This is a genomic window from Enterococcus sp. DIV1304_2 (assembly GCF_050555445.1).
Lineage (GTDB): Bacteria > Bacillota > Bacilli > Lactobacillales > Enterococcaceae > Enterococcus_B > Enterococcus_B pernyi.
On the sequence record NZ_CP187851.1, the window covers coordinates 1,360,677 to 1,370,872 of the forward strand.

The window sequence follows — 10,196 nt, forward strand, 5'->3', positions numbered from 1 at the left end:
CGAGGTTGAAGAATGAAAAAAAATATTCGCTGGCAGCCCGAAACGGCACAGTCGATCATTTATTGGTCATCAACATTTATTCTATTATTTTTGAGTTTGATTTTATCGTTAGAAAATACAAGGCCTTATTGGAAAAGTAATATTTTAATGGGAATTTTCTTTATTTTTCTTTTGCTAGGATTTCGACGCTCACTCGTTTTAAAGAAAGAGGCAATAAAAATAAAATATGCTGCATTTTGGAGAGATCGCGACATACCTATCAATGAAATCAAGGAAGTTCACGTACAAAAACGTAAAGTATCTTTATCTCTTGTAAAAGGTAAAGAGCCATTCGTGATTTTCGTCAATCAGAAGGCACAAGGAGAATTGCTTGATCACTTGAAACATCCACATAAAAAAACGATCAACACTTCTTCACTGACAGAGAATACGAATGATTTAGTTGAGTAAAAAATAACGATAGAGACTTTAGCCATCTTTAACTGCACAGAGAGTCGTCTATAATAATAAAAAAGCTATTCCGAAAAATATCGGAATAGCTTATTTTGTTTGATTGGACTAAGCTTGATCATTGATCTTTTTGACATGGGCCGCCTGAACGCCTCGATTACCTTCAATGACGGTAAATTCTACCACTTGGTTTTCTTCAAGTGTTTTGAATCCTTCTTCTTCGATTGCAGTAAAATGTACGAAGATCTCTTCTGTTTCATCATAACTAATAAAGCCATATCCTTTTTTGTTATCGAACCATTTCACCATTCCTGTGGTCAAAACACTCACGACCTTTCTATGTCTGATCATAGCCTATATTATAAAGAGAATTAATAGGTACGTCAAATAAATTAAAAGTCAGTTTTTTTTGTTTTTTTTTACAAGGAAAACAGGTATAATGGATTTAACTTAACAAAATATAATTATTTTTATATATAGTTCGTGAAAAGGGGAGTTTTAATGAAGAATGATTTAGAAATTTCACAAGAAACACATCTAAAACCGATAGTTAGAGTGGCGGATAGCATTGGAATCAATGAAGATGATTTGGAATTATATGGAAAATACAAAGCAAAAATAAACTTTACCGCAATAAATGATTTTTCGGAAAAAGAGGATGGTCGCCTCATATTGGTAACTTCTATCAATCCAACACCAGCGGGAGAAGGAAAATCAACAGTTACAGTCGGATTAGGTGACGCATTGAACCAAATAGACAAAAAAGCAGTGATTGCATTACGTGAGCCTTCATTAGGTCCGGTTATGGGAATCAAGGGCGGAGCGACAGGAGGTGGCTACGCACAAGTATTACCAATGGAAGATATCAATTTGCATTTTACTGGCGATATGCATGCCATCACTTCTGCAAACAATGCCTTGTCAGCTCTATTAGATAATCATATCCATCAAGGAAATGAGCTGGGGATCGATCCTCGACGTGTCATTTGGAAACGTGTGGTGGATTTAAACGACCGAGCATTGCGAAATGTGATCGTTGGGCTGGGCGGACCGATGCAAGGGGTACCAAGAGAAGATGGATTCGACATTACGGTGGCTAGTGAAATCATGGCAATTTTGTGTTTAGCTGCTGATTTAGATGACTTAAAAGCTCGGTTAGCACGAATCGTGATTGGCTACACCTATGATCGTCGCCCTGTAACAGCAGGGGATCTAAAAGCAGAGGGCTCCCTTGCTTTGTTATTAAAAGATGCAATTAAACCGAATCTCGTACAAACGATCTATGGTACACCAGCATTTATCCATGGTGGACCATTTGCAAATATTGCTCATGGCTGTAATAGTGTATTAGCAACTAAAACTGCTTTGAAAATTGCGGATTATGTAGTGACTGAAGCTGGTTTTGGTGCTGATTTAGGAGGAGAAAAATTCCTAGATATCAAAGTTCCTAATTTGCAGAAAGCACCAGATGCGATTGTGATCGTAGCAACTGTCCGTGCGTTAAAAATGCACGGGGGATTGGATAAGGCAGAATTACAAAATGAAAATCTCAAGGCGTTGCAAACTGGATATGCGAACTTAAAACGGCATATTCGTAATATGAAAAGTTACCAGATTCCAGTGATCGTCGCAATCAATGAGTTTGTGACTGATACAGACGCTGAATTAGAATTACTGAAAGAATTGTGTGAAAAAGAAGGAGTCGTAGCAAAACGCGCAAGTGTTTGGGAACATGGTGCGGAAGGTGGCGTGGACTTAGCAAAGGCAGTCGTAGAATTGATCGATACAGAAAGCGCGGATTACGTTCCATTGTACCAATCCAGTGATCCGATCAAAACAAAAGTCCAAGCGGTTGTTCAAAAAATCTACGGTGGCAAAGAAGTCTCTTTTAGTAAAAAAGCAGAAAATCAACTCATTGAATTTGAGAAAAATGGTTGGTCTGACTTACCGGTTTGTATGGCAAAAACCCAGTACTCTTTTTCTGATGATCCAACATTATTAGGTGCACCAGAGGATTTCACAATCACGATCCGTGAATTTGTACCTAAGTTAGGTGCCGGTTTTTTAGTCGCTTTGACAGGCGAAGTGATGACGATGCCTGGATTACCAAAAAAACCAGCCGCCTTGAATATGAACGTAACGAATCAAGGAGAAGTAATCGGTTTATTCTAATCGGAAAATGTAAGATTTTATGTAGCGTTCACTGACTCTTTTTAATAAAAAAACGCATAAGTCAAAAATAGTTGATCTATTTTTGACTTATGCGTTTTTTTATAATGATTGATTTATAACTGAGTGACAAAAAAAGTTCAAGTTTTTATTATTAAAAAAAAACTAGTCACGAGTTCAAACAGACGACCATGTATAATTGGGGCATAAAATTGTACTGTTAAGTTTGTATCTCATCAAAAAAACAAGGAGAGAAAGCTATGCCAATCGATAATCAAAGTAATCGAAAACGAAATGGACAATTTAACAATGAAAAGAATGATAAAGAAGATAAGCAAGCTCTTGAAGAGGCAGTCAAAGCAATTTCTTCTGACGTCGGTCATGCCCCAACACCAGAGATTCTTCACTCGCCATTATTATTGTCACTATATGTCTCGAGCATCTTAGGAAATGTGGTCGTTAGAGGAGAAGGCCCCAAACAACAACGAGTTAAGCAGAATAGTGGCGCTGTTTTTGAAGCAGATACTGTTGTTGAAGTCACACAACATGCAAATCAATCAGAAGTATTGAATTCGCTCACCTCTCATTCGACGGTGAACACGACGTTGCTCACACCAGCTTTGACAGAGAACTCGACGGCTATTGCTACTGTGAATGCACCATTTTTTCGAACTTTTTATGATAATACTACTTACAATTTGACAGATTTTGCTCATCATTGGAGTTTAAATGTACATAAAATAGCACACGGTATTGCAGAAACATATGGATGCACAACAAATAAGACGAGCATAACGCGCCCAATTTTAGAGGAAGAATCTAATCCGTTCAATCACACTAAAGTCCACTTTAAAACCGTTTGTCAGAGTGCGATTGCTGAGTCTCAAAAGATAAATCAACAACCAACTGATCAACCCACAGAGCTACATCATTTTTCCTTCAAGAAAGGAGACGATGGGAGTTCCAAACAACAATTTTTATTTGAAGATTCGGCGGAAAAACTAAAAAATATTTTTCAACAATCATTTAACAAAACCAGCCATCAGACGGATCAACAGACAACAGGAAATGCGACAAACGATACTTCTGGGACAGCTAATTTCTTTAAGGGACTAACTGAGGCTTTCGTCACATTTTTTAATGATTTTGATCAACCAATCTATACAGAAAAACATGAAAGTTTAAAAGGAGATTCGCTGATCACTCGCTTTTTATCAATGATGGCTCAAAGCATTTCATACCAAGATGAGATCCATCAGACATCTAAAGCTTCAAAAGATACAAATGTTCCTCATGCTTTTCGATCCTATGACTTCTCAAGTGGAATTCCAACTTTGAAAAAAGACGAGGAAGGATTTGCGACACAATTTTGGACATTGTTTAGCAAAATGGATGAAACACTGACCAACTTTATAAAAAAATGGGATTTATTCGTAGTTCGAGGAGCTGAAGCAAGGCCGATCAACGATCCACGTCTAAATGTTAGAGCAGAAAGTGAAGGCAAGACAGTCAAAGATAACCAACGGGGAAAGAAAGTAGCAAAAAAACCTCAATCTTCAAAGATCGAGATAGTGAAGGGGATCGTAGAAGATATTGAACATGATCGAACCCCAACTAGTCGGTATCAAGAACCTTTGCCCTACTTTTTTTACGATAAATCTTTATTCCGAAGTAAGAGCGAAACAAAGAACGTAATCAAAAAACTGAAGATTTTTTTAATCAAACAAAAAGCTGTGAGCAAAAATGCCGATGATCTTGAAGTAGTCAAGGCGTTTGAGAGTTGGGCTAAAATCCGTCGCATGAGTGATATTTCGCAAGACTCGTCTAAAGTTCAATTTGCCGCTTACCTCATTCGAAGAAACTATGGTTTGAAAAATGTAAGAATAGGAGATCCTTTGACTACAGAACAACTACAAGCAGTCTTTATGCAGTTGAAAGTCAATGTACACTTGGTAAATTATACTTACCAAGAAAAGTCGAAACCCATTCAAATGTCACCTACGGAAAAACCACTCGAGGCTTATTATCGAAAGGAAACGAATGTATGTAACCAGATTTTTTCGGACTTTATCAACGATGTTCCTGCTACTGTGCCAAAAAACCAGACGATTACAGCAGTTATTTACAATCGCGATCTCTTTAACGATCGGGAAAAAACCGAAGCAGTGAATAAACAACTGATTGATTTTGCAGAAAAGCAAGGATTCATTTTAAAGAATCCTACCGCAAGTGAATTGGTCCGATGGATGCGGATGTGGATATTCAGATTAGGGAAATATGAAGAAATCGTGAGTCGAGAAGAGTTAGTAGCGAAAGAGTTATTAAGAGCCTATGGATCGAAAATGACTCTTGGAGGAACAAATGATTCACGAGCGGTGATCCTCCAATGGGAAAATAATAATGCACAAATGGGTTATAAATATGCAAAAAAAAATATAGATGCGATTGCGCCAGATGCTCGCAAGGACAAATCAGATCAGACTGAGGAAGAACAAGTTCAGTCTTTTCTTCAAGAAAATCACATTATACCTAAGAATGAAACCCTTCATGGCGTTGAACAACCTGCAGATCAAAACCGACGTACTGAACCAGTAGAAGTAATCGATCAGAGAATCTGTCAATTTCTAAAAACAAAGGGTGTTGTCTGTAATCTATCGAATCCTCAGTTATTAGTGGACACGGTATCCAATTGGCTTTTGCTTGAAGGGGCGGTTCAGAAAGTGATCGATCCTGTTAAACTAAAACAAATCGCACAAACGATACTTAACCAAGAAGATAATGGTCTCATTTCAAATAAGGAAGCAGAGTTGACATTTGCGAACTGGTTAGAAGGGAAATTGGCAAAAAAAGAGTTGCCTGATTTAACTGACAATCAGGCAAAAACGGATAAGCCTGACTTGAAACCTGACATACAACCAAAACCGGATAAACCTGACTTGAAAAATGATGAAATTCAATGGAGAAGTCAACAAGTGACGAATAAAGTAGAGCAATATTTACGTCAAAATTATTTGATCACAGGACCAGCCACAAAAGAGAATATTTTGAGTGGAATAGGCAAATGGTTTATGCAAAATAAAGATGAAGGGGAAATTAGATCTGAAAGGCTACAAGCAATAGCCACTGTTATACTGAAAGAATTAAACTTATATGGTGGAGCAGAAGATGAGCTGATCTCTGATAATGATGCAAAAAAAACAATCATGAAATGGGTCATCGAAAATGTGCTAGGCAGCTCAGTGGAAGAATATGCGACAAGAAAAATCCTTGATCATCCCAATCCGGCAAGTTTTACGATTGGTGAACTGAGAGACTCATTCAAACTGAAGGAATTGGTAAAGAACAAACGAATTATTCTTAATAAAGATAATGATGCTAAAAAGCAAAAAGAGTTAGAGACTAACATAGGATATTTGTGGAAGGAGTGTCTAAACTATTTGCTCCCTAATTATTTTCTCAAATCAAGTGAATTGTCAGATGATCTATTGATTTCAGATTATGGTTCATTGATGCAGATTGCAGGATCAAGGATACTAGCAGCTGCAGGTATTCTAGATAAATTTGACAAAGAAGAGATTCGAACGTTGGGTGAACTTTTCTTTGAATCAGTCAGTGAAAAAGGGGTCCAGGATATCGAAGAATTTGATCAGCTGCTGTTACCGGCATTATTCACAACAGCGCAACTAGATGCCCCTAGCTTAAAAATTGCAATTGAAACGGGCAACTATAAAGAAGTCGCGATCAGTACGTTTATTGACTATTTCCAAAGAGGCTACTTTGCGATCATGGCTCACGATGAAGAAGTTAAACGTTTTTATCGCAACTATAAAACGGCTGTGATCAACTTTAGGCGAAAACAAGCATTAGTTAATGAGACCCTTAAAGAGTGTGAAAGACTCGGAATTAGGGTGCCTCCAGCTGCAGGAGAAATCTATTTAGCTGGTGGGAACCCATGTCCAGGCCCCTGGATTCCACCTAATATCGAAACTTGGTACAGAGAGCTAACCAGTGATGTGGCAGAGTCGTATCATCTGTTGAATCGGAAATTGATTGGACTATCCATCGGTTCGTATAGTCAAACAGAGTTAGATTTTATGTTTTCTCCTGAGACGCGCATTTATGAAGGAACGGCTGAGTTTAGAGATGAGGCAGCTCTTGCCTCAAACCCGATCGGTTCAGTCCCGTCCCTCGTTATCGCTAGTAGAAAAGAAAATAGGGATGATTTGATCTTACGCCTTAAGCATACAGATCTATTGGTAGCCGTTCGTGGGAATGAAGAACGGGTCTATGCGTTGAAGAGGTTAGAAAAAGAAGGGGGATATACGATTAATCGTGTGGATAAAGATCCACTTTTGTTCTTAGATCATGATGTGATAGATCTCAAATCACTTTGGTGGAAGAAATATAAAAAAGAAGGGGCTAAGATTCGGATCGGTGATTATTCTTATACTTTTGTCATGCAGACTCATCGAGATAAACAATTATCTCATGGTGATGAAAGGGAATCTTTATTCAATACTATAAGCACGAAACATAAAGATATTCTGTATCAACAACTATATGAATCCGGAAATGACCAGACGATGGCGAGTAAAGTATGGGATGCGGTTAGTCATTTCATCCCTTTTTATGATTGTGTCGTTGGCATCATCAACAAAGATGTTGAAAGTGCAGTACCTAATTGTGTCATTGATGCGCTTCTTGTCATTCCTGTATTAGGGCAAATAACTACTATCAATGTCCGTTTTGCTTTAGGCGCTGCAAGAGTGATTGCCAAAAGTGGGGTAACAGGATTGGTAAGAAACAGCGCAAAAGTGCTCCCAAAACTCTCCGATTTGAGAAGTCTTTTGGCTAGTGTGGTGCGGTATATCGATCCAGGGATTGAGGCAGCAATTAGCGGTGGACGCTTTGTAATCAAGAACCTATTAAAATTAAAAAACCAGCCAATTCTTACGAGAAATATCCACTTTAAACCAGTCCTAACAAAACTTGAAAAACATGAAAAAGATTTACCTGCACCAGTGATATCAAAAATGACTGTTACCGCTCGTTTACCAAGAAATGGTCCGCAAGTTCTAGTGAAAAAAATGAAAGACAATCTATATGTCAAAGTTTCCGATTTTAAAAAAGGAGATGTCTATGGAAAAGTTTTTACTTTAAGAGGAGAAGAACTGAGAGAATTTGAAGGACCCGTATTTTTTTCTCAAAAACAAAAGGAAATCATCCAATCTTTAAAAATCAATATCCAGCCAGATGAGATGTTTATCGAAAAGATAAACTATTATCCTAAAGGTTATGGTGAAGGAACGGTCATGGAAATCTATAAAAATGGTCAGAAAAAAATGGATGTGATCGAAATGGACGGTCAACTTGTTCCTGTTAGGATCCAAACGATAAAGAAATACGGTGTGCGCTATGATGTAATGGATGGAGATAAAGTATTACCAGTGAACTTTAATGGTATTGAATGGTATTTCGAACCAGATACATCCCCGCTAATTTCGAGAGCAGTAAAAATCGAAGTGACGAATCGTATCAATCAGTTTGAAGCTGTATGGGACCCTAGTACTCTGTCAGCACCAGATGGAAATGGTTTGATGTGGAGTGCAGAAGGTAGAACCTATATTAAGATCCAAGAACGCTATATTCCTTTGGCCTTATTAGATAAGGAAAACAACCGATATCATTTAGTGAAAAAAGATATACTCGAACCTATGACTGTCTTACGATTGGATCCGGGAATCGATCAATACCGTTTTGAAACTCAGTTGGAGAAAAGCGTTGTTGAACGTCCGGATGATCTATTATTCGCTGGCGGCTTCGATGAGGGAGCAAGCACATCAAAAGGTCAACCAGCCTCTACACAAAATCAGCTGACCTCTGTAACTCTTAGCAACCCTAATTATCCACCCTATATGTGGGTGCCTAAAATACCACAGAAATGGCCAGAATGGAAAGCACGTATGAATGCAATCGAGATTGATCGCCCTAATAATGTCCCTGTACTGGAGAATAGTCAAGTGGTACTCCCACGATTAACTAAGCTTATACCAGAACCACCAAAAGAGATAATAACCGATGAAGCGCTGACCATAAAAAAAATCAAGCTGGGTATTCAGCATTGTTTACCACCCGAATTGAAAAATAAATATCGTGTATTTGCTGGTTTAGATGCCGCAAAAATGCCGGAACATTTAAAAGAATTTCGGAAAGTAGTAGCAAAAGAATATAATGAAGCGGTGGATATTGTAGATCTTGTTATCGAAGAATGTAAATATATGTTAAGGTTTGAGAAAATAAGTTCGACGACGAGAGGAACCTATTTAGCCAATATGTTTAATGTATATGGCAAACCAGAGGAACAGGCAGTCTTAAAAGAAGTGGTCAAAAGGCTTCAGACAATCGCAGAAAAAAGCAAAGCATTTCTTAAGCAATCAGCAGATTGGGGATTTAAGAATATTTGGATTGCTTCCACCGATTTCCAAAAAGATCCGATAACGAAGAAATTCTATTCCTTAAGTAAAGAACGTACTTCGCCATATGGATTTGTGATTCGGACGGATGCCGAAAATCGAATCATACTTATGGCTGATTCTTTTAATAAGAACCCTAATTATTGGCCACAAGTTGAAATTGCACCGCCTGTCTCAGAAACTTTACTTCATGAAACGTCTCATTTAGTTTCAATGACTGATGATATCGTCGTTTATGATGAGGTGCGCCGTGGTTTTTTAAGGCGCGGAAAAGATGCACTAATCGATTTCGTTTCTCGGTATCATAAGAATTTCAGAACCATTGGTTTTTCTAATTTTGTTCGAATGATAGCAGATTATTTCCGTATGGATAAGCTATCACGAATGGCTGTTTTTCGGAATTTCGGTACAGATTCTATGTTGTTGGCTAATTATATGTTGAATGATGCGGAAATGGTCGGTACGCTTCTTAGAGATGTTGCCAATGGGTACAGGTATGATCAACCGCTCCTGCGACCTAAACGCTCTGTGGATGAACCAACTCAAGAGCCAACTGCGGAAATTGGAAGTGGCAATATCCTTATCAATCTGTCATTGATGTCAATCGGTGAGTATGCGACAGAAGAAAGAAGTATTGGCTTAGAAGTGACGAAGGAACCCCCTTTAGGAAGCACACTTAGCGATGTAAGTCCTACAACAGAATTTTCTACCTCAATGGATTCAAAACAAGCTGGTTCTGCTTCGGTGATAGATAGAAAGATACTAAATAGTCAATCACAAAATGGAGAGATTCCTGCACAACGAACAAGAGTGAAGCGAAGTGATTTGAATGTTTCGGAAGAAAAAAGCAATCAAGGAACTTCTCAATCTAGCTCTGTCGAACAAACTGGTACCTTATCTAAGGTTTCCCAGCCTGTAAGCGCCAACCCATCATTTTATAATAAATTCTCCGCTCTCATAAATAGAGGAGTTGGAAAGAGTCAGGCGCTAAATAGAACTTCAACAAGGAGACAAAATAAGAATAAATTGGTAGGAATGAATTTATAAAATTGAGATCCTGAAATGATCATGCAGGTCAACGATTGTAAAATACGTTGACACTGG

The 10,196-nt window shown here is 38.1% G+C and carries 4 protein-coding genes; 3 read left to right on the forward strand and 1 reads right to left on the reverse strand.

The window, feature by feature from the left end:
* The first annotated feature begins 12 nt into the window (after nt 1-12).
* The gene (locus IGJ14_RS06395; RefSeq protein WP_019724340.1) at nt 13-450 is read left to right on the forward strand and encodes an EbsA family protein; all 438 of its coding nucleotides are present in this window, start codon (nt 13-15) and stop codon (nt 448-450) included.
* A 108-nt stretch (nt 451-558) separates the two neighbouring features.
* On the opposite strand, the gene IGJ14_RS06400 is transcribed toward IGJ14_RS06395, so the two are convergent.
* Nucleotides 559-771 carry a cold-shock protein gene (locus tag IGJ14_RS06400; protein WP_029594249.1) on the reverse strand — a complete coding sequence of 71 codons (213 nt, stop codon included), beginning with the start codon at nt 769-771 and terminating at the stop codon, nt 559-561.
* Nucleotides 772-951: 180 nt separating this feature from the next.
* On the opposite strand from IGJ14_RS06400, the gene IGJ14_RS06405 reads away from it, so the two are divergent.
* Both IGJ14_RS06405 and IGJ14_RS06410 read left to right on the forward strand, forming a co-directional pair.
* Nucleotides 952-2,622, forward strand: a complete 1,671-nt coding sequence (locus tag IGJ14_RS06405) for a formate--tetrahydrofolate ligase (protein WP_019724338.1) — start codon at nt 952-954, stop codon at nt 2,620-2,622.
* Between the two features lie 257 nt (nt 2,623-2,879).
* Nucleotides 2,880-10,139, forward strand: coding sequence for a QWxxN domain (locus tag IGJ14_RS06410; RefSeq protein WP_195339262.1), 7,260 nt, complete (start codon nt 2,880-2,882; stop codon nt 10,137-10,139).
* The last annotated feature ends 57 nt before the right edge of the window (nt 10,140-10,196 follow it).

Excerpts from the sequence above, each read along its gene's own strand:
- IGJ14_RS06395 (WP_019724340.1), top strand. The coding sequence starts at position 13 with ATGAAAAAAAATATTCGCTGGCAGCCCGAAACGGCACAGTCGATCATT.
- IGJ14_RS06405 (WP_019724338.1), top strand. The coding sequence starts at position 952 with ATGAAGAATGATTTAGAAATTTCACAAGAAACACATCTAAAACCGATA.
- IGJ14_RS06410 (WP_195339262.1), top strand. The coding sequence starts at position 2,880 with ATGCCAATCGATAATCAAAGTAATCGAAAACGAAATGGACAATTTAAC.